This window comes from Legionella parisiensis (assembly GCF_001467945.1).
GTDB lineage: Bacteria > Pseudomonadota > Gammaproteobacteria > Legionellales > Legionellaceae > Legionella > Legionella parisiensis.
Window position 1 is genome coordinate 193228 of record NZ_LNYQ01000013.1, and the last position, 23584, is coordinate 216811.

A 23584-nucleotide genomic window follows, 5' to 3' on the forward strand; every position below is an offset into this window, starting at 1 on the left:
CAATTAATTGATTAAGAAGTCTATTACACCTAGTTATCTGTTGCAATCTTGAAAAAAAATGATTGATTGGGTATAACCAAAGCGAATTTTTATAAGAGAAACAAAAACATGGAACAGGTTACACGAGAAGAAAGACAAAACCAGCGTGCTCGCAGATGGATTAGAGCATTGTTGGCTCACTGGTTTAAAGTGGAATTGCGTGGAAATTATCAACCCGAGCCTAATTCGGTGATTATTGCCAATAGAACATCAAAAATTGATTTGCTTTTGCTCGCCGCTTTTTTACCTGAGCAATTGACCGTAGCTTTCCCTCCTCACTCATCAGGTAAACTGTGGATGAAGATAATACAGCTTTTTGCCGATGTTATTGTCATTGATTCTACAAGTGCTTTTGCGGCAAGAGCTTTAGTGAAAGCGATACGGGAAGGAAAGCGTTGTGTTATTTTTCCTCAGGGAATTGGATTACAGGAAGAGAGTTTGAAGGTTTTTGATGCTCCTGGAATGGTGTTACAAAAGGCAGGGGCCTCAGTTATCCCGATACGCATTGATGGCGCTCAGCACAGTATATTTTCTATAAGTAAGGATAAAAATCTTATTCGTTTATTCCCTAAAGTTATTTTGCATGTATTGCCAACACAATCCTACATTCAGGACGTAGATAAGCCTCTTAATCGAAATGCTATGAGTACTCGTTTGTTTGGTTTGATTAGTGAACTCACTTTTGCAAACAGTTTTCAAGCAATACCAATGTTTGAAGCGCTTATTCAAGGTGCTGCGTTAGGAGCAAAAAATAAGACAAAAATTGAAGACGCAAATCGTGTTCCATTAACTCCTAAGCAATTTCTTGCGCGTTGCTTTATTTTAGGCAGACAAATTAAAAAACAAACGCAATTAGGAGAACATGTAGGCATCATGTTGCCTACAACCATTGCGGGGATGGTCACTTTTTTTGCTTTGCATGCATATCGGCGTATTCCAGCCATGCTGAATTTTAGTTTGGGACTGCATAATTTATTGGCCACGTGTCAGGTTGCAGAAGTAAAAACTATTTATACAGCAAGACAATTTATCACTACTGCAAAACTGGAAGGTTTAGTCGAGGAATTACAGAAAGCAGGGCTAAATGTTTATTTCTTAGAGGATTTTAAGTCTTCTATCAAATTAGGCCATAAACTTTCTGGGGTACTTAAGGGGATGTTTCCATTTCGAGCTTATCAATTAATTGGAAAGCCGGTTTCTCCCGATACGACAGGTGTTATATTATTTACTTCGGGTTCTGAGGGAGTTCCCAAAGGAGTTGTCTTATCCCATTCTAATTTAGTGGCGAATTGTTGCCAACTCACTTCGCGAGTGGATTTTTCTTCTCGTGATAAATTTTTCAATTCTTTACCTATATTTCATTGTTTTGGATTGACTACTGGTTCAATCCTTCCTCTAATAAATGGAATTAATTGCTTTTTTTATCCATCTCCTTTGCATTATAAAATAATCCCTGGCTTGATTTATCAAACTGGTGCAACCATTATGCTCGGGACTGATACTTTTTTAACCGGGTATGCTCGAGCCGCAGAACGACATGATTTCAGCAGTGTGCGTTACATTTTTGCGGGTGCTGAGAAAGTAAAGCCGGAGACGATTCGACATTGGATAGATACCTTTGGGGTAAAAATTTATGAAGGATATGGTGCTACAGAAGCTTCGCCGGTGATTTCCATGAATTGCCCTTTAGCTTCATTTCCTGGAAGCGTGGGGATATTACTCCCTTTTATGGAGGGGCAAATTCAGCCTGTAGATGGTATTGCTGAAGGAGGGCGTCTCATACTGCGTGGTCCTAATATTATGAAAGGGTACCTCTCGTCTGCACAACTTGGAACAATCATAGCTCCAGAAGATGGATGGCACGATACTGGAGATATAATCACTATGAATGAAGAAGGATTCATTACTATAGCTGGTCGAGCAAAACGTTTTGCTAAGATTGCAGGAGAAATGGTTTCCCTTACTGCCGTGGAGGGGGTTGCTGCCTCAATTTGGCCTGAATTATTACATGCTGCAGTCAGCACTAAAAATTCCAAAAAAGGTGAGCAGATTATATTGTATAGCGAGGCAGCAGATGCAAATAAGGGCAGTTTTGTTAAGAAAATTCAAGAATTGGCTTACTCAGAATTACTCATACCTCATCGAATTTTTTCGGGAAGCAAGATTCCTGTTTTACCTTCAGGAAAAATTGATTACATGACCATTGAAAAAGAATTAGTAGAAACGTAGCCTGTATTCAGCGAAATGTAAACCTGGCAGTTCTTGTCACCACTCTCCCAGGTTACCGTTTGACCGTTCGTACGTTTATTTTTTCAATACATAACTACCTGGAGCATCCATTACAGGTTTTAATGGTAATTGATTCAGGTCAGGGGAAGGTATCAGTTTTCCTGAGTGGTTTTTTAACCATTTTAACCATTCTGGCCACCATGAGCCCGGATGTTCTATAGCTTGCTCCAACCATTGTTCCGCATGAGCAGGTACATGATGATTGACTTTATAGCTGTATTTTTTAGCCTCCGGTGCGTTGATAATTCCTGCGATATGTCCCGATCCACCAAGCACAAAACGTTTAGGTCCCTTCATAAGTTGAAAACCCAGATAGGTGGTTTTCCATGGCGCTATATGATCTTTTTCTGTGGAGAGAAAAAAGGTAGGTATATCAATTGTACTGACATCAATTGGAGTATGATTCAGATGGATCTTGCCCGGTTTTACCAGATCATTATGCAAATACATCCATCGTAAATATTGAGAATGCATTGTTGCTGGCATGTTGGTAGAGTCTGAGTTCCAGTACAAAATATCGAAGGGAACTGGGTTTTTGCCGCGGAGATAATTTTTAATAAAGAAAGACCAAATTAAGTCATTTGCACGTAGTGAGTTAAAGCTTGAAGCCATAAACTTTCCAGCAAGATAGCCTTTAGACTTCATTTCATCTTCCAGTTTTGCAATTTGCTGTTCATCAATAAAGACAGCAATGTCGCCAGGATCACTGAAATCAATCATTGAAGCCAAAAAGGTAGCACTATGAATTGAGTTGTCTTGATGCGCTTTATTATAAGCAAGCAACATGGATAGAAGTGTTCCACCGATACAAAATCCCATGGTATTCACTTGCTTTACATGGAGTTGTTTTTGAATTGCACTAATCGCAGTTAATGGTCCTTCATTCAAATAATCAAACAAACTTTTATGAGAGAAATTTGAATCTGGATTAATCCAGGAAATGATAAATACTGTAATTCCTTGTTTTACTAACCAGCGAATAAGTGAGTTATGTGGACTTAGGTCAAGAATATAATATTTATTTATCCAAGGTGGAATAATAAGAAGAGGAGTCGATTTTACTTTAGCAGTTTGAGGTGTGTATTGGATGAGCTCCATCATGTTGTTTCGAAAGACTACTTTTCCGGGAGTAATGGCGATATTTTTACCGAGCTCAAATGCCTGTGTATCCGTCATTTTGATCATGAGGCGTGGAGAGCCCACTTCCAGATCGGAAAGTAAATTATGAAGCCCCTGCAATAAATTTTTGCCGTGACTTTTCAATGTTTCATCCATAATTTGGGGATTCGTATGAAGAAAATTAGCAGGGGATAATGCATCTAAATATTGTTTGGTAAAAAATTGCAGGCGTTTTGCTGTATTTGGATCAGGATATTCCAGATTTTCAAATAAAGCATTCATATGCTGACTGGCTAAGAGATAGTGCTGGGTTAGCATATTAAAAAACGGATTATGTAGCCAGTCTTCTTCATGAAAACGAGGGTCATTTATGGGCATAGATGTCCCATTTAACCAATGTTGCAATTGGGTTTGTGCTAAATTAAATGCATCTTGCCAGTATGCAAGTTGCATTTCCCAGATTTTTTCAGGATTCTGTAAAAGAATACTCATTACATTTTGGAAGTGCTCCGTCAACTCAATATACTGGTTGATTATCACGGGAACTTGTAAAGGAGTTTCTTTTATCTCAGAAATAATTTGCAGACTTTTTTCGGCTATTGCTTGCAATAACTCGGCAAGTTCTTTGTCATGGGTCATCCTAACTCCTGTTAGACAAATGTAACAGGAGTATATTTTGGTTTTTTTATTGAGGATTAGCAAGCTTTATTGTTGTTGAAAAGATTTTTGAAATTTATTAACAGCATCTTCCGAGTTTTCAACATCTTCTTGGGTTTTGGTTTTTGTTGTCGTCCATATTGACCCCTTGTATGCATAGTAGGCAATAGGCACAATAAAGACGCAACTTAAGGCCCGGCAAAAGTTATAAAATTTTTCCTTAGCTCCACGATGGTTTTCAATACCATGGCCTTTAGCGTCTTCATAAGCTTGAGCAATAGCTTGAGTATCGTTTTGATCTAAATTATTTTTTGTATGAATTCGTGATGTAATGGACAGGAGCTTTCTACTGAGAGTTAGAGCAGCTCTACTGGCACCTGGGTCATCTTTTTTTATTCGATGCCCATCTAGTTCAATAGGGTAAATAGTAGCGAATACCTTATAGCGATCATTGTTTACAACTCGTTCTTTTAATGTTTCAGTAAGATCTGTTAATACCGTACAAAAAACAGCTTCTTCTTTTGGAAGCTCTTCAAGAACTTTCTGAAGAGCGGCTAATTTTTTTTCATTGATGTATATATTTTCAATTGCAGCAGCGACAAAAGCTGTTATTTGTGTATTTATTTTATCTATATCAATAGCTTTTTTATTAGATGTGCACGCTTTTCCCAGAGCCAGTTGCTGCGCTTCCATCCCAGCCTCGAAATATAATTTGGAACTTGCACTTTTAAGTTCTTTCTTATTTTTACTGGAAGAATCAAGCAAGTAGTTTAATAAAGCACAACGAAAATCAACTTTAGCAACAGTCACAATAATACTCTTATTTGAAACTACATTTAATTAAAATTATACAATAAGATTATTAAGAAACCATTAAGTGTTTTTTGAAGAAATATTATCTATTTAATGGATGTATATGATTTAAGCTGGAAAATAAAAATAAAATTACCAATCTCTAATCCCTCCTTCATGCCAAAAGTAACCACTTTCTTTTTGCTTATTGATAAGCTCGTAGAGTTCCTGTGCTGTCTTGGAAGGGAGTTTTGGCGCATTGTTGGTTCCCATATCTGTTTTGACCCAACCTGGATCGAAACTGGAGACAGTAATTCCAGATAATCTTTTTGCCAGAAGCAGGGTATACATGTTCAAGCATGACTTTGACATTTTGTAGTGCGGTACCGAGGGAGTGTCATTGGAACTGAAAGTTCCCCATCCTGAAGAGATATTAACGATTTGGGCATTGGGGTTTAACTTGGGGATGCATTGTTCGGTTAGTTCAATCGTTCCAAATACATTGATATTGAATGTATCTCTTAGTTGGCTCATGTTAATTTTCTCTTCCCGCCAATCTTCCAGGAGTACGGCGGCATTGTTAATTAACACGTCAATTTTAGGTAATTGTTTCGCAAAGTGATTAATTTGTTCTGAATCGATTAAATTAAGTGGATGAATTTTTAAGTTCTGGTGTTTTAAAGGAGTTCGCCCATTCGTTGAGGTTCCAATAACGAGCCAGTCATTTTTTAAGAAGATTCTTGCTGTTTCTAATCCTATCCCGCGGCTAATCCCTGTAATTACAAGAGTATTCACAGTTTATTTCTCCATAATATGCGTAGCCAGGGTGCAGCGAAGCGGAGCCCGGGAAATTGGATGGTCACTCAAACCCGGGTTCAGCTTCGCTGCTCTCAGGCTACAATAAATTTTTACCCGGATTTTTCCTAATGCTTAAAGTGGCGAACTCCGGTAAATACCATAATTATTCCATTTTCTTCAGCACACGCGATAATTTGTGGGTCTCTGATTGAACCCCCTGGTTGAATAATCGCAGAGATACCTGCTTTTGCAGCAATCTCTACTGTATCGGGAAAAGGAATAAATGCATCTGAAGCCATGACTGCTCCATGCGTATCCAAGCCCATGAGCTCTGCCTGCCAAAGACCAATACGAGCGCTCATAACTCGACTGGTTTGGCCGCCTCCCAAACCAATTGTCGCTGCATCTTTAGCATAAACAATTGCATTGGATTTCACATGTTTTACGGCAAGCCAGGCAAACATTAAATCATTCATTTGCTGTTCGGTTGGTTTCTTCTGAGTCACGGTTTTCAATTCATAGCTACCTAGAGAAAGGGCGTCATGTTCTTGTACCAATAATCCTCCATCGACTTTTTTCATATTCAAACGAAATGCATCGTCCGGCTTCCAAGTTCCAGTCATCAAGACGCGAATATTTTCTTTACTGGCAAGAGTTTCTCTGGCTTCATTACTGACTTCAGGCGCTACAATAACTTCTACAAATTGTTTGTCAAGAATTGCATTTGCTGTATTGCCATCTAATTTTTGGTTCAATGCAATAATCCCCCCGTAGGCAGAACTTGGATCACACTGGAATGCTTTAAGATAAGCATTTAGAGGAGAATCACTGATAGCAATTCCGCAAGGATTAGCATGCTTGACAATAACACACGTGGGTTTGTCACAAGAAAATGATTTAACGCAATCCAAAGCAGCATCAGCATCTAGAATATTGTTATAAGACAATTGCTTGCCTTGGAGCAATTGTGCAGCACCTAGAGAGCCAGATGAACTATTTTTATCTACATAAAAAGCGGCTTGTTGATGTGGATTCTCTCCATAACGCAAATCAGTTGTTTTATTAAATTGACAGGTTAGAACTTCTGGAAAACCACAGGGAATGTACTGTTTATCCAATGCAGTCAGATAATTCGTGATTGCAGCATCATAAGCGGCGGTATGGGCAAAGGCTTTTTTGGCTAAGCTGAATCCCCAGTCAGAAGGAATTTTTTGAGTTTTTAGATAGTGAATAAGTTCTGGGTAATCGTCTGGTTTTACCACCACATAAGTATGTGCATGATTTTTTGCCGCTGAGCGAATCATTGCCGGACCGCCAATATCGATATTTTCTATTGCGTCGTTGAAATTGCAGTCAGGCCTACTAATGGTTTGTTCAAATGGGTATAAATTAATTACCAGTAAATCGATGGACTTAATGGAGTGTTCTTTTAGTGTTTTTTCATCCTTCTTTTTACGTGCCAGTAAACCTGCGTGAATGGCTGGATGTAGTGTTTTAACTCTACCATCCATCATCTCGGGAAAGCCCGTACATTCACTCACATCCGTGACAGGCAATTTATTTTCTTTCAGCAATGCAGCAGTATTGCCTGTGGCAATCAGTTCAACACCCATTTGGTGGAGTACTTTTCCTAGCTCAACTATGCCTTTTTTATCGGAAACACTTAGCAGCGCTCTTTGAGGTTTAAAAGTAGAGAACGTATTTTCTTGGACCATTATAATTTCCTTAACTAATGTGGCTGAGTGCAGTTAAGCAAAACCCCAGGAAATCTAATCTCAGGATATATTCTGCACTAAGTTATGACAATTTATTCTGTCTTATGTGTAAACGCCAATAATGACCATCCATTAAGGTTTTCCTGATAAACATCAGTGAATATTGAACTGTATGTTTCAATAAGCTCAAGAGCTTGCTCTTCGAGGATGCCCGAGACAATGAGTATTCCTTTAGGATTTAACAATTGCTGAAAGCGTTCTTTCAGAAGAATTAATGGTGCTAACAAAATGTTTGCGATAATCAAATCGACTGGTTTGTGTAATGCCTCGGGCACATCAATTGACAATCTGCGTTCATCAAGTTCATTTGCTAAAGCGTTATTTTGAGTGGCCTGCAGAGCTTGCTTGTCAATATCTACCGCATGTACTTCTACAGCACCTAATTTTAATGCTGCCAAAGAAAGTATTCCTGAGCCACAACCATAATCAATAATCGATTTGTTTTTTAAATTAGCCTGTTCCAGCCAGGTTAAACATAAGGCAGTCGTAGGATGGGTGCCGGTACCAAAGGCCAATCCAGGATCGAGCATGAGATTAACAGCATCGGGGTCAGGAGGAGCTGACCAAGTTGGACAGATCCATAGGCGTTGGCCAAAACGTTGTGGTTTAAAATCGTCCATCCAAGCCCTTTCCCAATCCTTATCTTCCAGAACCTCCAGGGAGCATGTTAATCCGGGGTATGTTTGTAACACGTGATCACGTGTATGTTGTGCCTGAAAAACTTCTGAAAATAAAGCCTGAATAACAACTTCAGGCCATAATGGTGTTGTTCCTGGTTCAGGCTCAAGAACAGGATTGTCATTTTTGTCGGTGAGCATAATCGACAGCGCACCGAATTCCTCCAACTCTTCACTAAGTTGTTCTATTTCTTGGCTTGGACAATGTTCTATTTTTAATTGAAACCACACAGTATTAGCCCTTCAGCATTTTTTCCAGATAGTGGATATTAGTACCACCTGCTATAAAAGATTGATCATGGAAAATACGTTGATGTAATTCAATGTTGGTTTTTATACCATCTATGATGATTTCATCAAGCGCATTTCGCATTCTTGCGATGGCTTCAGCCCGTGTTTCGCCATAACTAATCAGCTTGCCTATCATAGAATCATAATTAGGTGGAACTGTATAACTGCTGTAAATATGGGAGTCAAAGCGAATGCCTGGTCCCCCGGGTTGATGCAATAACTTTATCATTCCTGGTGAAGGCATGAAGGTTTTGGCATCTTCTGCATTGATTCGGCACTCAATTGAATGACCACGTAGTCTTATATCTTCTTGAGTAAGCGTCATCGGAATATCACTCGCAATTTTGATTTGTTCTTTAATTAAATCGATTCCAGTGATCATTTCAGTTACGGGATGTTCAACCTGGATTCGTGTATTCATTTCAATAAAATAAAAACAGCCATCCTGATATAAGAATTCAAAAGTTCCTGCGCCGCGGTATTGCAAATCTTGGCATGCTTTGACTACAGAAGCACCAATTTTATTTCTCAGTTCAGGACTAATTCCTGGCGCGGGTGCTTCTTCTACTACTTTTTGATGACGTCTTTGCATGGAGCAATCGCGTTCACCGAGATGAATGGCTTTGCCTTTCCCATCTCCAAGCACTTGGAATTCAATATGACGAGGATTTTCCAGGAATTTTTCCATGTAAACAATGGGGTTATTAAATGCAGCTTTTGCTTCGCTACGGGTAAGTGCTATAGCATTAAGCAAACTTGCTTCACCATGAACAACACGCATACCACGCCCACCGCCGCCACCTGCAGCTTTAATGATAACGGGATAGCCAATTCTTTGGGCAATTTCTAAGTTTAAGCGATCGTCATCGGATAAGGGACCATCTGATCCAGGAACACAAGGAACTCCGGCAGCTTTCATCGCGTTGATGGCAGATACTTTATCCCCCATAAGACGAATGGTGTCTCCCCGGGGACCGATAAAGCGAAACCCGCTTTCTTCTACTACTTCCGCGAAATCAGCATTTTCAGAAAGAAATCCGTAACCAGGGTGAATTGCTACAGCATCAGTAATTTCGGCAGCGGAAATAATCGCTGGGATATTAAGGTAACTTTTTTGTGCTGGAGCAGGACCTATACATACAGTTTCATCAGCAAGACGAACATGCAATAAATCTTTATCTACATCTGAATGTACGGCTACTGTTTGAATGCCAAGTTCTTTACAGGCACGTAAAATACGAAGAGCGATTTCACCTCTGTTGGCAATAACAATTTTACTGAGCATGGATGCCCCCTCTATTCTATAACAAACAGGACCTGATCATATTCAACAGGCTCTCCATTAGCGACGAGTATTTCTACTATTTTACCGGCGCGATCCGCTTCAATTTCATTAAACATTTTCATTGCTTCAACAATACATAAAACTTCACCGGCTTTGACTGTTTGACCAAGAGTCACGAAAGGGGGGCTTTCAGGTGATGGAGAAGTGTACATGGTACCCACCATAGGCGAACGAATTTTGTGGCCAGAAACAGTCGGAACCGGCTTACTTTCTTGGTGCGAAGAAGCCATTGCGTGAGCAGGTGTATTATTTGCAGCAGGATATGGTTCCTGACGTGGTGTAGGGGGAGTGGGGATATAGTGAATCTGAGGAGATTCCGCTGCAGGCACACTGCTATGACGGCTCAATCTAAGTGACTCCTCACCCTCTTTAATTTCAATTTCAGAAATGCCAGTTTCTTCCAGCAATTCGATTAATTTTCTAATTTTACGAATGTCCATTGTTTGATTCTCTTTCAATAATTGATGTTAATGCTAATGAATACCCTTGTGCCCCTAAGCCACTGATTGTTCCTTTTGCTATATCAGAAAAATAGGAATAGTGGCGAAAAGGCTCGCGGGAATAAATGTTACTAATATGTACTTCAACAAACGGGATAGCAACAGCACATATGGCATCCCTTAATGCTACACTGGTATGTGTAAATCCTGCAGGATTAAAAATTATATAATCTACTTTGTCGATACTGGCTTGGTGGATAGCATGGATCAAATCCGCCTCAGAATTGCTTTGATAACAGCTTAATGTAAATCCGGCCTTTGTTGCCTCTTTAATTAAACGAGTGTTGATATGATCTAACGTAGTGGCTCCATAAATTGAAGGCTCTCGAGTTCCCAGGAGGTTCAAATTTGGTCCATGTAAAACCAGAATTTTTTTCATGTTTTAGTTAGTATCGAGCAATTTTGGCAGATTTTGCCTGATCTTCCTAAAGTTGTCTATATATCTCCGAGGATATCCGCATGATCCCCACTTTTTTATATTTTTTGTAATACAATATGAGTGAAAAATTGCTGGGCCTTATTGCAGAACTAGACTATTAGGTTAATTCATGATGGAATCATTTCAAGGACTAAAATAGCATTATATTCAACACTTTCCGAGAAAGGAATTTTTGATGCAGGAGAGGCTCGAGCAACAGCAGGTGGTACAAAAAGTACAACCAGTATTATATTGTGTTATTTTTATGCTGATGGTATTGGTGCAAATTTCTATTGATCAATATATTCCATCATTACCTGCTATAACTAAAGCCTTTAGGAGTAACGAATCATCAATCCAATTCACTATATTTCTTTTCATGTTTGGATTGGGGCTTTCTCATATTTTTTTTGGGCCATGGTCCGATAAAATTGGTCGTAAACGCCCATTGATTTATGGAATTGGAATCAGCGTAATAGGTTGTCTTGTCTGTTTATTTTCCTGTTCTGTCATGGTGTTAACTTTGGGACGTTTCATACAAGGATTTGGCATTGGTTCGTGCAGTTCGGTCGGACGTTCTCTGATTCGAGATCTTTTTACTGACAAATATTTATCAAAAATTGGCTCTTATGTGGGTATGGCAAGTACGTTACTTCTGATTGCTTCACCCATTTGGGGTGGGTTCATTCAAGAGCATTTTGGATGGAGAGCGAATTTTTTATTTATTTTTATTGTAGGGTTTGCATTTTGGGTATTTATTCTCTTGGTTTTGCCTGAAACCAATAAGAATCTTAATCCTGAAGCAACTAAAATAAGGGTTATACTGCGGAATTATTATGTTTTATTAAAATCTAAAGTTTTTTTAGGTTACACTCTATGTGCATGTTTTGCATGTGCTGGTTTAATTGCTTATCTTACTATCGCACCTTTTTTGTTTCAAAATGTTTTGGGATTAAGCCCTTTGGAATATGGCCAATTATCAATTTTTATTGCTAGTGCTATTTGCCTTAGTGGAATAATTAACAGTCAATTAGTCATGTCTAAAGGGGTATCCTATATGTTATTTATGGGCGTTCTGTTGATGATTGGCGGAGGTGGGAGCATGCTCAGTTTTGCGCTTTCAGGAATAATAAATGTCCCATCAATCATGATTCCGATTGCATTATTCAGTATAGGGGCAGGTTTGACTTTTATTAACGCTTTTGCAGGAGTTTTCCACCCATTTCCACAAATCGCAGGAACAGTGGCGGCATTATATGTCAGTATGCAAGATTTAACTTCTGCGCTGACAAGTGGTATTATCGCCATGACTAAGGTACAAGGCCCACTCCCCTTGGCTGTAATATTACTCGTCCTCGGCTCAAGTGCATTGGCTGCGTGGTATTATCAAGAATCAATAATCCAATAAAGCAGTTTTTTTATTCTTGAGTCACACCATTTTGGAGGTGGAGAGTAGTTTCTGTCTCTTTAATTTCAGAATTTTTTATATCGCCATTACTCAGCATGAAATAATAATTTCAAAAATACTAAAACTATGCTAGCTTGGATAAGTTTTTAGAGTTATTGGTTGTGTTCACAGGTGTGACTCACTGTTAAAACCAATCAGGTTATTCCTATGGCTTGATTTTAAGGATTAATGGTTTGGCAAGAGATGAGTTGCTTTCAATTTAGATTAAGTTGCACATAAGGAGAGGGTGTCCATGCATCATAATTACTATTTATCTCCCTTAGCCGTTGCTCTGGCTTTGGGAATAGCATCTTCTGCGAGAGCCGCAGAACCTATGCCTTTACAGAAGGCGTCTCTTGAACAAGTAAAACAAAAGTTTGCGTTGACAACACAAGGAATCGCTGTTGCTAAAGACAGTTTACGTTTTGTAAGTGAGCATACTGATGGTAATAAAGTAACTCACGTCCGTATGCAGCAACAATATGTGGGATTTCCTGTTTATGGCGGTTATGCGATTATGCATAGCATGCACACAGCAAAGTCATTAGCTAAAGCACAGTCAAACGTAGCGATGAATGGCGTGATTTATCAAGGCCTACAGACTGAGTTGGGTCAACCTGAAGCTTCTTTTGCAACAAATGCTGATATGGCGCTGCAACAATTTAAGGCGAAGTATGCTGGTAAAGAAGTAAGTGATGAAAAAGTCACACCTATGGTTTATATAGATGCTCAACATAAAGCACACTGGGCTTATAAAGTGAGTGTCCTTGTTGTTCATAGAGATCAAATTCCAGAGCGTCCAACCGCGATAATTGACGCAAAAACCAATAAACCTTTTGTACAATGGAACGATATAAAAACAAAAAGAGATTCAGTGAGTGGAGCTGGTTTTGGCGGAAATAATAAAACAGGTTTCTACCGATTCGGAGCAGATTTGCCTTACCTTGATTTAACTCGTGATGGAAGCAATGAAGTTTGCTTTATGGAGAATACCGATGTCAAAGTAATTGACATGGATCATAGATATAGTTCAAGAAATAAAGCAATGAAGTTTAATTGTCCAACCAATGACTCGACTGTGTACCTAACTGGTTATAAAGGCGATGGTTATGACAGATCTAATGGGGCCGCCTCTCCAACCAATGATGCATTATATGCTGGTCATGTAATTAGACACATGTATAAGGATTGGTATGATACTAACGCGCTGAGTAACCCTGATGGTTCCCCTATGCAGTTAGTCATGCGAGTTCATTATGGTGATGGTTATGAAAATGCATATTGGGACGGTCAGAAGATGACTTTTGGTGATGGTGATACCATGATGTATCCCCTAGTCTCTCTTGGAGTAGGTGCCCATGAAATCAGCCACGGTTTTACAGAGCAACATTCTAATCTTGAATATTATGGCCAATCTGGTGGCATGAATGAGGCTTTTTCTGACATGGCAGCCCAGGCAGCTGAGTATTATTCTGTGAATAAAAGCACTTGGCAAATTGGTGGCGAGATCATGAAGGAGGACAGCGGTTGGGAAGCATTGCGTTATATGGATAAACCAAGTCGTGATGGTGAGTCTATTGATACTGCTGATGAATATTATGGTGGTCTAGATGTTCATTATTCAAGCGGAGTTTACAACCATTTATTCTACATTCTGGCCAATAAACCTAATTGGAATACCCGCTCAGCTTTTGATGTGATGGTTAAAGCCAATATGGATTATTGGACACCTTATTCAGATTTTGACGAGGGGGGAGAAGGTTTGGTGAGTGCAATTAATGATCTAATCGCAGGTGATCCGAACCATGAAAAGTATCCTTCCACTGCTGTATGTGATGTTAAAAAGTCATTAAATGAAGTTAAAATTATTACCAATATGGATGGTTGTGCCTAATTCATTGAATTGGTAATGAATTCAGCCAGAAGTTTACTTATAACTTCTGGCTGTTCCATATGAATATGATGTCCTCCATCCATTTTTTTGAGTGTCAGTGTTTTCACCGCTTTAATCCGATCATTCATCATTTCATGATCAAAAGAAAATCCTCTGCTGGATAAAAGTAAATAAGTTTTTGCAGTAATTTCTTGCAAACAAGAGAGTATTTGGGTTTCTGTCAGCCGTAAAGGTGAGCGGACAAGTAAGCGTTGATCATGCCGCCAATAAAATCGACCTTGTTTTTCTACCAAGCTCCGCTCACAGAGAGTTTTTGCAATGTCTAAAGAAACATATCCTTTAAAGGCACGTGCAAGAGCCGCACTATTTATGCTGTCATAACCCTTAGATTTTTTGCTTTTTTTAGTAAGAAAATGTGTAAACTCCCTTAGTTGTTGGCATGCACTTTCCGCAGGATGAGAAAATGGTCCTAACCCCTCAATCAGGCTTAGAGAGATAAACCGTTCGGGGACTACGCCTCCAACCAAACTTGCCAGGCAAGCTCCCATGGAGTGCCCTAATAGATGGACTTTATCAAGTTTTAATGCATTGATTATTTCAATAACAAGAAAAATACCATCAAAAAAATGGTAATGACATCCCTCTGGAAGATGCGATGAATGACCATGCCCAGGCAAATCAACTGCTATTAAATAAAAATCATTCTCTAAGTATGAAGCAAGAGGAGCAAAACTGTTTGCATTATCTAACCAACCGTGCAGTGCAAGGATTGCCGGTTTATCAGGGTTTCCCCAAGTGGTACAGGCTATAGAAAAGCCTGGAATGATGAGATTGAATGGTTTCATTTTTTTACTATTTTTTTATTATTTATAAATAATCATTATAGCCCTACTGTAAACAGGAGGGCTATAATTCATTATAAAAATGAAAAATGATTTTTTCCTTATCATTGCAACGATTACAATTACTATTTCCACCAGTTTGGGGACGATCTACAGCGCGAGGATAGTGCAATTTTTTTATGACATTTAGTGTTATGCTTAATACAATCACTTGAAAAGAGTAAACTATGCAACAAGAAGTACAAAGCGTTTCATTAATAACTTACAATATTCATAAAGGGTTTGGTGTAGGCGGCGCTGTTCGTTTCTTGCTTCCTAAAATGCGCGATGCAATTACCAGCTTAACCCCTGATTTTGTTTTTTTACAAGAAGTACAAGGCGAACATAGAAAACGACAAAAACGGATCAATGCTTGGCCTGACTCTCCACAATTTGAGTATATTGCTGAAAATATATGGCCTCATTATGTTTATGCAAAAAATGCCGTATATGAATCGGGACATCATGGCAATGCAATTTTAAGCAAATATGCTTTTGAGCGATTTGAAAATATTAATCTTGCAAACATACGCAGAGCCTCTCGGGGAATATTGCATGCACAATTGAAACTGGATAATGTCACCATCCATTTGTTATGTGTACATTTGGGCCTTTTTAAAACAGAGCGAATGGTACAATGTAATGCTTTAATGCAACGCATAAAAGATGTAGTTCCACAAGATGAGCCGCTATTAATGGCGGGGGATTTCAATGATTGGCGTACTGTTATTTCCAAGCCCCTGGCTGAGAACTTAAATATCGAAGAGGCTTTTGTTTCAGTGGAAGGACAGCATGCGCGCTCATTCCCTGCTATAAGGCCCGCACTTTGTATTGATCGTGTCTATTTTCGGGGCATGAAAGTGCAAGAAGTTGCATGTTTACACGGTAAGCCTTGGCGAATGCTTTCTGACCATTTGCCGCTTTATGCTCGTTTTGAATTAATTAAGCATCTTTAGTATTTTGCTTATTATAATAAAATTGTAGTATGAGTCTTTTTAGGATGTATGAAGATGCAGAGGTTACAGTTTTATATGGGGATTGGCTTGTTTCAGTAAAAACCGCTCCCCAATGGTATTAATTATTCCATATTGCTGTTGTATTCGCCCATACAAGCTAAGCTATTCAAGCGGGCACGTTTTAATAAAGCTTCTTGAGCTTTGGCGATATTTGCTTTATTTCCACCCCAGGCAGCTAAACAATCTTCCTGTAATGCTCTACCGAAAGAAAAGCTTAGTAACCAAGGTTGATGGTCGATACTATTTATTGCATTTAAATTTGCTGTAGCCTGTTGCGGCGTTTGGCCACCAGAGAGGAAATTAATGGTTGGTACTGCAGCAGGTACGTTATTACGGAATACACTAATTGTATAGTCAGCAATTTCATCAGGCTCACTGAAAGGGCTATGTACTTTACCACAAGTAACCATACTAGGTTTTAAAATAATATGTTCTAGTTCAATTTGATGAATAAATAAGGCATGGAATAGTTCGTGCAGCACAATTTCACTTACTTCTGCGCAATGTTCAATAGAGTGATCTCCATCCATGAGCACTTCGGGTTCAACAATAGGAACAATCCCTGCTTCTTGGCACGCTGCAGCATAACGTGCCAGATTTTCTGCACCTGTCTTAACTGCGGTTAAACTGGGAGTAAATTCAGAAATTGAGTAAACATTGCGCCACTTGGCAAATTTTGCACCTAATTTTTTAAAGTGCTGTAAACGCTCAGCTAATCCATCCAGGCCTTGAGTTACTTGTTCATTTTCAGTATTGGCAAGATGAATTAATCCTTTATCTACTTTAATTCCAGGAACGATGCCCTTATCAGCAAATAATTTAGCGATAGGAGTTCCATGCTCATCAGTTTGACTAAAGGTTTCTTCAAATAAAATAACCCCGTTGATATATTGTTCTAAATCAGTAGTCGTAGCGAGCAGTAATCTATAATCTCTGCGATTTTCTTCGGTATTTTCAATATTAATGGAGGTAAATCGCTTACCTATTGTTGAATTGCTTTCATCTGCGGCTAAAATACCTTTGCCCTTTTGCAGCATTAGCCCCATAGTATTGGATAATTCATCATAACTCATATTGTATTTGCTCCTGATTGTTTTACGTTATCTAGATATATATTTTTCGCGAATAATGTGTTGCATGGCAAAACCCTGTTCTTTTAAAGAGTTAAAAGCTTCGTCAATCATACCGGGATTTCCACATAAATAAATAACGTCGTGCTGAGGATTTAGATTTAATGTAGGAAAGGCATGTTGTACATAGCCACTGTACTCATTTTCATTTAATTCATGTACGGGTTGTCTGCTTAAATAAGGCCTGAACGTGACCTTAGGGTATTTTTGAGAAAATGATTGGAACTCATTGGCATAGAGAATTTCTTCTCGCCGTTGAACTCCTTGTAATATGACTACCTCGAGCGATGAATGTTGCTCCATAAGTACACCTAGTTCTTGAAGCATCGATCGATATGGGGTAATTCCTGTACTGGTAGCGACCAGGATAAATCGACGGGGTATTATTTCATCTCTGATAACCAATCGGCCATATGGGCCACTGACCTGAATAATATCACCAGATTTTAAATTATAAAGCAATTCAGTACCTGGCCCATTTTCAAAATAGCCCGCTGCGAGCTCAATTTGATTATCTTGTTTTGGCGGATTGGCTATACTATAACTACGTTTTAATATTTTACCTTGATGTTCAAAATGAATGGTAATAAATTGACCAGGTAAATAATTAAAATGTGGAGTTACTTCACAAGTAAAAATGAAGTGTTTTACTTTAGGAGAAATCATAAATGATTCTTTTAAAGTAATGGGAAATGTGTTTATTTGCATGAATATTCAACTATACTGTAAAAATCAGAGATTATAACTCTGAACTAAGCTTAATATAAGCAAAAAATTATGCAATATAAGTTTTAACAGCATATAATTATATTATGAATACACCGGATCTTATTACAATTATAGGCAATCTCAGCCATTCTTTGTACCCAATACAGCATTTAATTACTGGGGGTGCTTATATTCTGGGCATTTTATTTTTTTGGACTGCAATTTCCAAGTTCAGAAAAATTGGCGATCACAGAGCGCAATCTTCATCGCAAGAAAAGATGTTTAGTCCAATAATGTATTTATTTATGGGGGCGGCGCTACTTTATTTGCCTACTGGATTGGATGTTATGGCCAATACGTTTTTTGGTGCAGGGAATGTATTAACCTATTCATCCTATAATTCGACAAATATTTATAGTTCCATGGGTTTAGTGGTGCAAACTGCAGGGATATTATGGTTTGTGCGCGGGAGTGTGTTGGTTGCACATGCCAGTCAACCGGGGACTCAGCATGGACCTAAAGGGTTGATATTTATAATCGCTGGAGTACTGGCGATGAACTTTGATAATACTATAGCAATGCTGAATTATATCATGGGTAGTATGGCAAATTGGACTATGGCAATTAAAACGAGCCAAGGGTACTAACTGCTTTTCCCTTGATTTTCCTCTCCACAGATTCTGAGATTATTGGCCTTAGCGAAATCAATAATGGACTGATACAGTAACGGACTTGATTCTTTAAGCTTTGGATCAAGTAAAATACATTGGTAGCCCTCACTATTTACACTTGGCCTTAATAGTGGAGAATAATGAATACGACTGTTTTTAAAGCTTGCCAATGAGCCACTCATACGCTCTGCCCAGTCACTGGGGCGAAAGGTTTTTCCTTGAGAAGTTATTCCTTCTATGATGATGGTTTTTTTTTCAGATGCTGCCATATCTTTTATGTAATATAAATACAGTGTGTTAATTATACCATCATATTATGAGTGCTGTACTTAAATTTATTCATTTTACAAAAATAAATTTGTGTTAAATTTGGTTTTCAAAAGTAATTTTTATCCCTATTATGTCAACATATTGTATTATGCATTTTTTTAAAGGTTATTGAGGAATGGAAAAAGAAAGTCATTCTGGTATTTATTTATTGCCTAACTTGTTTACAACGGCCAGTTTATTTGCCGCATTTTATTCCCTTGTGGCATCGATGAAAGGTCAATTTGAAGCCTCCATCATCGCTATATTTATTGGTATGATTGCTGATGGGCTGGATGGGCGAATTGCACGGTTAACTCATACACAGACTGAGTTTGGTGCTGAATATGATAGTTTATCCGACATGGTCACCTTTGGTGTTGCACCTTCATTACTGGTATATAACTTAATTTTAAGTCAGTTAGGGAAAGTAGGATGGCTGGTCGCTTTTGTTTATACAGCTGCGGTTGCTTTGCGCTTAGCCCGTTTTAATACCCAGATCGAAACAGCAGATAAGCGATACTTTCAAGGATTGCCTTGTCCATCGTCTGCTGCAGTAATAGCTTCTTTTGCTTGGCTATGCTATCAAAATGAATGGCAGAATATGTTTGTTGCTTTATTAACGGCAGTCTTGTCATTAACCACTTCAGGTTTAATGGTTTCTAACTTTCGCTATTACAGTTTTAAAGAAGTAGATTTTAAGGGCAAAGTACCATTCCTCTATGTCTTGGTAATGATTATTTTATTTGTAGCTATTGCAGCGAATCCTTCAGTGGTTATATTTGTAGCTTTTACTGCTTATGCATTATCGGGACTGGTTATGACTTTATTTGCTTTGCACAAAGTGAGGAAGCAAAGAAAGCATTCTGAGAAATGAAACTCATCATAGCTTCCAAAAACTTAATGCAGTAAGAGAAAAATACTTTTTAATTCCAAGGTTACATGGAATAGAAAACAAGGGCGTAGCCAGTATCTGAATCCATTTAAACTGTATTGTTCTCGCACGGAAATTGATAGCGCATATAAAAAGGATGGATAAGTTTGGTCAGGTTCTTTTTTGCTTAGCTGGATTGAACGAAAAAGTTCCTTTTGACTATCCAGTGTCAGTTGATTTGTTTTAATTGCGAGTTGAGTACAATAAAGGAGTTGAAGTTCATCTAATGGTGTACCTGCTTTATTCAAAGTATTTAGCATAATTTTTACACAGCAAGTATTGCTTAAACCACACTTACTGCCTTGGCTGATAGCAGATTCATTCGCATTCATACTGGTACTAGAGGAACCAAGTTTAGTTCGCATTGCCGAATACCGAACATTATTAACCTGTAAGTTTCCAACCCCGTCTCTTTGTTTCAGTGATAAATCAAATAACTCAGGTTTGAACGCAAGGATGACCTCCCCTACAAAGAGATTTACTTTATCGTTGTGTGGTGTAACCACGTTATAAGTTAGCTATATGATCAAGCATTTTGAGGTACTCTTTTTCACACCCTTCGATCACATATTTCACATATAAGTTCGTAAATCCCAAACGAACTCCATCAGGATTCGTGCGTACGGGTAAATCATGGGTCGCTAGATACCTATTTAAATTTTTTATGGCTCGTGATTGATCTCGCTGGGGATTATCGTAAACCATTTCTTCGTGTTATATAGGTTCTACTGCATAGAGAGAGGGAGCCAAAACTCCCAGAAGATGTTTAATTTATTGGATAAAACCCGGAATGGGACGTCCATGGCGTTTTATTTTATTCACCTTCACCAAAATAATTATTAATCAATTGAGTTAGCGCTTCATTCATTTGTACTTCATCAGGACCATCTATTTCCATAATGAGCTCACTCCCTTTATTGGCCGCAAGCATCATTACACCCATAATGCTTTTCCCATTAACGGTTTTTGAATTACTGGTTACATCAATTTGGCTTTGGAATTTTGCGGCAGTAGAAACAAACTTCGCTGAAGCACGTGCATGTAAGCCCAATTTATTAATTATTTTAATTTTAGTTTTAATCATAGCGCTGCAAATGTATCATGAAATAGATAATATGTGTAGCTAAGCTCAGCAAAGTGGAGCCCGGGTAGCCAGGGTTTCACTTTGCTGTCTGTAAAAACTAGTGCAAGCGATTATTCTTTAATCATGATGCTTATGGTTTTTCTCTTTATGTTTGGTGAGTTGACGCTCCAATTTATCAATCAACGTATCAATTGCAGCATACAAGTCTTCAGATTCTGAGCTTGCATGCAGTTCACCCTTAGTTACATGAATGGTTGCTTCAGCAATTTGACGTAATTTTTCTACATTCAATACCACGTTAATGGATTTGATTTGATCAAAGTGACGCTCCAGCTTATCGAGTTTTTCTTCGGTAAATGCTCTGAGGGCAGGAGTAACATCAATATGATGTCCAGTGATGTTAATTTGCATAAAAGTCTCCTAATTACATAAGGGTCTGCTTGCTAATTCTACTATCTGAATAAAATAGTGCAATTTTATGTGCTCTGATATTCCATATTTCATCAGCGCTCTAAAATTCCCCCATTTTGTCTCAATCTAGCGAATTGTCAACAAACACTAAATTAATTACAAATTGTTTTTCTTTCATTGGATGGGGCAATTCCCATTGCCTCACGATATTTTGCTACGGTTCGTCTTGCTACTTTAATACCCTGTTCTTCCAATAATTGGGTAATTTTACTGTCACTTAATGGTTTTTTTCTATTCTCTGCGGAAATTAATTTTTTTATTACAGCACGTATAGCTGTAGAGGAGCATTCATCTCCAGCATTTGTATTAACATGACTTGAAAAGAAGTACTTCAGCTCAAATACACCCCGAGGGGTATGGATAAACTTTTGTGTGGTGACGCGGGATATAGTTGATTCATGCATATCTAGAGCAGAAGCAACATCATTGAGAATTAATGGTTTCATTGCTTCTTCACCATATTCTAGAAATCCTTGCTGGTATTCCATGATGCATGCCGCTACTTTAAGTAGAGTTTCCTGGCGGCTTTGAATGCTCTTTAAAAACCAACGTGCCTCTTGCAGGTTATTTTTCAAGAACTGATTGTCTGCGCTATTATCTGCGCGTTGAATCAATGACGCATATTGGCTGTTAATACTTAAATGGGGAAGTACACTTTGATTCAGTTGAACCCTCCATTTATTATTGACTTTTTTTACAGTTAAATCAGGTATAATGTACTCTGTAATGTCTTCATGAATTAAGTTACCAGGCCTGGGGTTTAACCCTTGAATTGTCTTTAATACTTCATTAACTGTTTTTTCCGTAATCTGATGATTTTTCATTAATTGTTTATAATTATGCTGGGCAAGTAATTCAATGTCTTCGTTAATAATCTTTTTGGTCAATGCCAAATGTTTTACATCCAACGAAAGCTGCTCGAGTTGTACAAGCAGTGTTTCTGCGAGGCCTGTGGTGGCACAGCCTACAGGGTCAAATAGTTGCAAGCGATGTCGCACTGCATTTATTTCATCTAAATCGATTGGATGTTCATCACTTGTAAGACTCGCATGCAATTCAGCGATACTCATGGTTAGGAAGCCATCGCTATTCACTGCATCTATAATAGTGGTTGCTATTACTCTATCTACATCACTCATGGGGGAAAGTTCAAGTTGCCATCTTAGATGGTCTTTTAAATTAGTTGTTGTGCAATGCAAATTATCAAAATTATAGTCATTATCCTCAAAAGAGGTGCGTTTATTTGGGCTTTGATACAGTTCTGACCATTGAAAATCATAAGGTTCATCATTATTTTGCTGCTTTGTTTGATTGGGTCCAAACTCTTCTTTATCTTCATTTGGAGTTGCTTCAAGCATTGGATTTGATTCAACAATAAGTTGAATTTCTTGCTGTAAATCAATTGTTGATAATTGCAACAGTCTTATTGCTTGCTGTAACTGTGGCGTCAGCGACAAATGCTGGCCAATGCTTAGTTGCAATGATGGTTTCATGCAAATCCTCTTTGTATTTATTCATTGCTATTTACTATCAGTGTAAACGATTCGTAAGGATTATCCAGTATCTACCGGCGTTAATTTAGGAATCCTTGAAAAACTTGTACCACAAGAATTGTTCTTTTTAGAGTGCTCGAAGAAGATAAAGTCAAAGTGTTTATTGCTAACTCATAAAATTTCATTTTACTAGAGTAAACTTGTCTGCAGTTAAGGTGCTTATGCATGCAGCTATATTTTTTAGCTTTTGGAAGGGGAACGAGATGACTCTTGAAAATAAGGGGAAAAGCCCCATCAGTATGAGGCTTGAATAATTATTTTACTTTTTTCTCTTTGAAAAGAACATGCTTACGTACTTTAGGATCGTACATCATAAGCTCCATCTTTTCAGGATGATTTCTTGGGTTTTTAGTTGTAGTTTTATAGTATCCAGTTCCCGCTGTGGATTCCATTTTCACTTTAATAGTGACGGCTGCCATGGTTTATCCCCTTAGTTATACTTTTTCGCCTTTAGCTCTGATGTTATCCAGAACTGCTTTTATACCTAACTTGTCTACAATTCGCATACCTTTGGTACTGAGTTTTAATGTGACAAATCTTTTCTCTTCTTCAACCCAGAAGCTGTGATTCTGAATGTTCGGCAGAAAGCGTCTTTTGGTTTTGTTGTTAGCGTGCGACACTTTATGACCAGTCATGGGTCGCTTGCCAGTTACCTGACATACTCTAGACATTGTGTTACTCCAAAATAGGTTTTAATTTAGGTTCTGTTTCTTTTCGCGGCCAACTGACTCAGCTAGCGAAATAAAAACAAACCGTATTGGCCTTTGTAAAATTCTGGGCAAATAGCCG

General features: G+C 38.3%; 24 protein-coding genes. 6 read left to right on the forward strand and 18 right to left on the reverse strand.

What is annotated here, in order from left to right; genetic code table 11:
• Positions 1-108: 108 nt before the first annotated feature.
• Positions 109-2268 (forward strand): AMP-binding protein, encoded by a 2160-nt coding sequence (locus Lpar_RS06925; protein ID WP_058517256.1) that lies wholly within the window; start codon positions 109-111, stop codon positions 2266-2268.
• 75 nt (positions 2269-2343) lie between these two features.
• Here Lpar_RS06925 and Lpar_RS06930 read toward each other — a convergent pair whose 3' ends face one another.
• The 8 genes from Lpar_RS06930 to aroQ all read right to left on the reverse strand — a co-directional run bounded on the left by Lpar_RS06930 (position 2344) and on the right by aroQ (position 10661).
• A complete protein-coding gene (locus Lpar_RS06930) occupies positions 2344-4086 on the reverse strand; it encodes a PHA/PHB synthase family protein (RefSeq protein WP_058517257.1) in 1743 nt (580 codons plus the stop codon).
• Positions 4087-4152: 66 nt separating this feature from the next.
• Positions 4153-4914: a hypothetical protein gene (locus Lpar_RS06935; RefSeq protein WP_058517258.1), complete on the reverse strand. Its 762-nt coding sequence runs from the start codon at positions 4912-4914 to the stop codon at positions 4153-4155.
• A 135-nt stretch (positions 4915-5049) separates the two neighbouring features.
• Positions 5050-5691 carry an SDR family NAD(P)-dependent oxidoreductase gene (locus tag Lpar_RS06940; protein WP_058517259.1) on the reverse strand — a complete coding sequence of 214 codons (642 nt, stop codon included), beginning with the start codon at positions 5689-5691 and terminating at the stop codon, positions 5050-5052.
• Between the two features lie 128 nt (positions 5692-5819).
• Entirely contained in the window at positions 5820-7409 is a 1590-nt protein-coding gene (gene purH / locus Lpar_RS06945) for a bifunctional phosphoribosylaminoimidazolecarboxamide formyltransferase/IMP cyclohydrolase (RefSeq protein ID WP_058517260.1), read from the reverse strand.
• A 92-nt stretch (positions 7410-7501) separates the two neighbouring features.
• Complete coding sequence (gene prmA, locus Lpar_RS06950; RefSeq protein ID WP_058517261.1) at positions 7502-8377, reverse strand: 50S ribosomal protein L11 methyltransferase; 876 nt, start codon at positions 8375-8377, stop codon at positions 7502-7504.
• Positions 8378-8381: 4 nt separating this feature from the next.
• On the reverse strand, positions 8382-9722 hold the full coding sequence (gene accC, locus Lpar_RS06955; RefSeq protein WP_058517262.1) for an acetyl-CoA carboxylase biotin carboxylase subunit: 1341 nt from the start codon (positions 9720-9722) through the stop codon (positions 8382-8384).
• 11 nt (positions 9723-9733) lie between these two features.
• Positions 9734-10222 (reverse strand): acetyl-CoA carboxylase biotin carboxyl carrier protein, encoded by a 489-nt coding sequence (accB, locus tag Lpar_RS06960; protein WP_058517263.1) that lies wholly within the window; start codon positions 10220-10222, stop codon positions 9734-9736.
• Positions 10209-10661 carry a type II 3-dehydroquinate dehydratase gene (gene aroQ / locus Lpar_RS06965; RefSeq protein WP_058517264.1) on the reverse strand — a complete coding sequence of 151 codons (453 nt, stop codon included), beginning with the start codon at positions 10659-10661 and terminating at the stop codon, positions 10209-10211. The genes accB and aroQ overlap by 14 nt, the downstream gene beginning before the upstream one ends.
• Before the next feature lie 235 nt (positions 10662-10896).
• Here aroQ and Lpar_RS06970 point away from each other — a divergent pair, with 235 nt between their 5' ends.
• Both Lpar_RS06970 and proA read left to right on the forward strand, forming a co-directional pair.
• Positions 10897-12108, forward strand: a complete 1212-nt coding sequence (locus Lpar_RS06970; RefSeq protein WP_058517265.1) for a multidrug effflux MFS transporter — start codon at positions 10897-10899, stop codon at positions 12106-12108.
• A gap of 292 nt (positions 12109-12400) precedes the next feature.
• A complete protein-coding gene (gene proA / locus Lpar_RS06975; protein ID WP_058517266.1) occupies positions 12401-14041 on the forward strand; it encodes a zinc metalloprotease ProA in 1641 nt (546 codons plus the stop codon).
• On the opposite strand, the gene Lpar_RS06980 is transcribed toward proA, so the two are convergent.
• Entirely contained in the window at positions 14038-14886 is an 849-nt protein-coding gene (locus Lpar_RS06980) for an alpha/beta fold hydrolase (RefSeq protein WP_058517267.1), read from the reverse strand. The two genes, proA and Lpar_RS06980, sit on opposite strands and share 4 nt — an antisense overlap.
• Positions 14887-15110: 224 nt before the next feature.
• On the opposite strand from Lpar_RS06980, the gene Lpar_RS06985 reads away from it, so the two are divergent.
• Positions 15111-15878 carry an endonuclease/exonuclease/phosphatase family protein gene (locus Lpar_RS06985; protein WP_058517268.1) on the forward strand — a complete coding sequence of 256 codons (768 nt, stop codon included), beginning with the start codon at positions 15111-15113 and terminating at the stop codon, positions 15876-15878.
• A 122-nt stretch (positions 15879-16000) separates the two neighbouring features.
• On the opposite strand, the gene Lpar_RS06990 is transcribed toward Lpar_RS06985, so the two are convergent.
• Both Lpar_RS06990 and Lpar_RS06995 read right to left on the reverse strand, forming a co-directional pair.
• Positions 16001-17011 carry a class I fructose-bisphosphate aldolase gene (locus Lpar_RS06990; RefSeq protein WP_058517269.1) on the reverse strand — a complete coding sequence of 337 codons (1011 nt, stop codon included), beginning with the start codon at positions 17009-17011 and terminating at the stop codon, positions 16001-16003.
• 27 nt (positions 17012-17038) lie between these two features.
• Positions 17039-17776, reverse strand: coding sequence for a ferredoxin--NADP reductase (locus Lpar_RS06995; protein ID WP_058517270.1), 738 nt, complete (start codon positions 17774-17776; stop codon positions 17039-17041).
• 104 nt (positions 17777-17880) lie between these two features.
• Between Lpar_RS06995 and Lpar_RS07000 the strand changes: the two genes are divergently transcribed.
• Positions 17881-18423 carry a hypothetical protein gene (locus tag Lpar_RS07000; protein ID WP_058517271.1) on the forward strand — a complete coding sequence of 181 codons (543 nt, stop codon included), beginning with the start codon at positions 17881-17883 and terminating at the stop codon, positions 18421-18423.
• Here Lpar_RS07000 and Lpar_RS07005 read toward each other — a convergent pair.
• On the reverse strand, positions 18420-18716 hold the full coding sequence (locus Lpar_RS07005; protein ID WP_058517272.1) for a DUF3579 domain-containing protein: 297 nt from the start codon (positions 18714-18716) through the stop codon (positions 18420-18422). The genes Lpar_RS07000 and Lpar_RS07005 overlap by 4 nt on opposite strands.
• A gap of 176 nt (positions 18717-18892) precedes the next feature.
• Between Lpar_RS07005 and pssA the strand changes: the two genes are divergently transcribed.
• Complete coding sequence (gene pssA / locus Lpar_RS07010; RefSeq protein WP_058517273.1) at positions 18893-19630, forward strand: CDP-diacylglycerol--serine O-phosphatidyltransferase; 738 nt, start codon at positions 18893-18895, stop codon at positions 19628-19630.
• Positions 19631-19653: 23 nt separating this feature from the next.
• Here the strand turns inward: pssA and Lpar_RS07015 are convergent, their stop codons facing one another.
• The 6 genes from Lpar_RS07015 to rpmB form a co-directional block, all read right to left on the reverse strand.
• Positions 19654-20052, reverse strand: a complete 399-nt coding sequence (locus Lpar_RS07015) for a hypothetical protein (protein ID WP_147287699.1) — start codon at positions 20050-20052, stop codon at positions 19654-19656.
• A gap of 449 nt (positions 20053-20501) precedes the next feature.
• Positions 20502-20771: an HPr family phosphocarrier protein gene (locus Lpar_RS07020; RefSeq protein ID WP_058517275.1), complete on the reverse strand. Its 270-nt coding sequence runs from the start codon at positions 20769-20771 to the stop codon at positions 20502-20504.
• A 117-nt stretch (positions 20772-20888) separates the two neighbouring features.
• Positions 20889-21182 (reverse strand): ribosome hibernation promoting factor, encoded by a 294-nt coding sequence (gene hpf, locus Lpar_RS07025; RefSeq protein ID WP_058517276.1) that lies wholly within the window; start codon positions 21180-21182, stop codon positions 20889-20891.
• Positions 21183-21334: 152 nt separating this feature from the next.
• Entirely contained in the window at positions 21335-22735 is a 1401-nt protein-coding gene (locus Lpar_RS07030) for an RNA polymerase factor sigma-54 (protein WP_058517277.1), read from the reverse strand.
• Between the two features lie 314 nt (positions 22736-23049).
• On the reverse strand, positions 23050-23214 hold the full coding sequence (gene rpmG, locus Lpar_RS07035) for a 50S ribosomal protein L33 (protein WP_003635328.1): 165 nt from the start codon (positions 23212-23214) through the stop codon (positions 23050-23052).
• A 15-nt stretch (positions 23215-23229) separates the two neighbouring features.
• Positions 23230-23466: a 50S ribosomal protein L28 gene (rpmB, locus tag Lpar_RS07040; protein ID WP_058517278.1), complete on the reverse strand. Its 237-nt coding sequence runs from the start codon at positions 23464-23466 to the stop codon at positions 23230-23232.
• Positions 23467-23584: the final 118 nt, after the last annotated feature.

What these genes read in the sequence shown, in the direction of transcription:
- Lpar_RS06985 (WP_058517268.1), top strand. Translation starts at nt 15,111, where the DNA reads ATGCAACAAGAAGTACAAAGCGTTTCATTAATAACTTACAATATTCAT.
- accB (WP_058517263.1), bottom strand. Translation starts at nt 10,222, where the DNA reads ATGGACATTCGTAAAATTAGAAAATTAATCGAATTGCTGGAAGAAACT.
- rpmB (WP_058517278.1), bottom strand. Translation starts at nt 23,466, where the DNA reads ATGTCTAGAGTATGTCAGGTAACTGGCAAGCGACCCATGACTGGTCAT.
- rpmG (WP_003635328.1), bottom strand. Translation starts at nt 23,214, where the DNA reads ATGGCAGCCGTCACTATTAAAGTGAAAATGGAATCCACAGCGGGAACT.
- Lpar_RS07000 (WP_058517271.1), top strand. Translation starts at nt 17,881, where the DNA reads ATGAATACACCGGATCTTATTACAATTATAGGCAATCTCAGCCATTCT.
- hpf (WP_058517276.1), bottom strand. Translation starts at nt 21,182, where the DNA reads ATGCAAATTAACATCACTGGACATCATATTGATGTTACTCCTGCCCTC.
- Lpar_RS07015 (WP_147287699.1), bottom strand. Translation starts at nt 20,052, where the DNA reads ATGCGAACTAAACTTGGTTCCTCTAGTACCAGTATGAATGCGAATGAA.
- purH (WP_058517260.1), bottom strand. Translation starts at nt 7,409, where the DNA reads ATGGTCCAAGAAAATACGTTCTCTACTTTTAAACCTCAAAGAGCGCTG.
- Lpar_RS06970 (WP_058517265.1), top strand. Translation starts at nt 10,897, where the DNA reads ATGCAGGAGAGGCTCGAGCAACAGCAGGTGGTACAAAAAGTACAACCA.
- Lpar_RS07005 (WP_058517272.1), bottom strand. Translation starts at nt 18,716, where the DNA reads ATGGCAGCATCTGAAAAAAAAACCATCATCATAGAAGGAATAACTTCT.
- accC (WP_058517262.1), bottom strand. Translation starts at nt 9,722, where the DNA reads ATGCTCAGTAAAATTGTTATTGCCAACAGAGGTGAAATCGCTCTTCGT.
- proA (WP_058517266.1), top strand. Translation starts at nt 12,401, where the DNA reads ATGCATCATAATTACTATTTATCTCCCTTAGCCGTTGCTCTGGCTTTG.
- Lpar_RS06995 (WP_058517270.1), bottom strand. Translation starts at nt 17,776, where the DNA reads ATGCAAATAAACACATTTCCCATTACTTTAAAAGAATCATTTATGATT.
- Lpar_RS06930 (WP_058517257.1), bottom strand. Translation starts at nt 4,086, where the DNA reads ATGACCCATGACAAAGAACTTGCCGAGTTATTGCAAGCAATAGCCGAA.
- Lpar_RS06980 (WP_058517267.1), bottom strand. Translation starts at nt 14,886, where the DNA reads ATGAAACCATTCAATCTCATCATTCCAGGCTTTTCTATAGCCTGTACC.
- aroQ (WP_058517264.1), bottom strand. Translation starts at nt 10,661, where the DNA reads ATGAAAAAAATTCTGGTTTTACATGGACCAAATTTGAACCTCCTGGGA.
- Lpar_RS07030 (WP_058517277.1), bottom strand. Translation starts at nt 22,735, where the DNA reads ATGAAACCATCATTGCAACTAAGCATTGGCCAGCATTTGTCGCTGACG.
- Lpar_RS06925 (WP_058517256.1), top strand. Translation starts at nt 109, where the DNA reads ATGGAACAGGTTACACGAGAAGAAAGACAAAACCAGCGTGCTCGCAGA.
- pssA (WP_058517273.1), top strand. Translation starts at nt 18,893, where the DNA reads ATGGAAAAAGAAAGTCATTCTGGTATTTATTTATTGCCTAACTTGTTT.
- Lpar_RS06990 (WP_058517269.1), bottom strand. Translation starts at nt 17,011, where the DNA reads ATGAGTTATGATGAATTATCCAATACTATGGGGCTAATGCTGCAAAAG.
- Lpar_RS07020 (WP_058517275.1), bottom strand. Translation starts at nt 20,771, where the DNA reads ATGATTAAAACTAAAATTAAAATAATTAATAAATTGGGCTTACATGCA.